The 549-nt window shown below is 58.5% G+C and carries 1 protein-coding gene; it reads left to right on the forward strand.

Features of this window, described 5'->3' with window-relative positions; genetic code table 11:
* Window positions 1-155 precede the first annotated feature (155 nt).
* Window positions 156-549, forward strand: a 394-nt coding sequence (locus tag HWX25_RS32855; RefSeq protein WP_244138838.1) for an amidase family protein, incomplete at its 3' end; no start/stop codon positions are given.

Consider the following 549-nt stretch of genomic DNA (forward strand, 5'->3'; position numbering starts at 1 on the left):
ATTATCATTAAATCTACGCTCGTCGCGGTCACTCGTCAACGTGCCCCATCCAAGCGTTTACCCGGCACATCGCCCGCTGGCATGATGTCCCGCAGCTTGACAAACGCGGCCGATCAAGCCTACCGTTAATTTATTATAATTAATTGGAGGATGGCATGGGAAGCGACCTGTGTGAACTGACTGCGTGGGAACTTAGCGGGCTGTATGCGAACGGACGGACGTCGCCTGTCGATGTGATGAAGACCACCTTGGAACGAATCCAGTCATTGGATCCGACGGTCAACGCATTCTACCAAATCGCCGATGAGGCGCTCGAATTGGCGCGGGCGTCCGAGGCGCGCTGGCAACGTAGCGCGCCCCTCAGCCAACTTGACGGCGTCCCGGTCAGCATCAAGGACAACATCACCATTGCCGGACTCCCCACGCGATACGGGTCGCGGGCCACGATGCCTGAAGCCGCCGCATCAGACAGTCCCAGCGTGGCGCGCCTACGTGAGGCGGGGGCAATCTGCTTTGGCAAAACGACCATGCCGGATTTCGCACACAAGA

The sequence above is a fragment of the Burkholderia sp. BCC1640 genome (assembly GCF_902833125.1).
Taxonomy (GTDB): domain Bacteria; phylum Pseudomonadota; class Gammaproteobacteria; order Burkholderiales; family Burkholderiaceae; genus Burkholderia; species Burkholderia diffusa.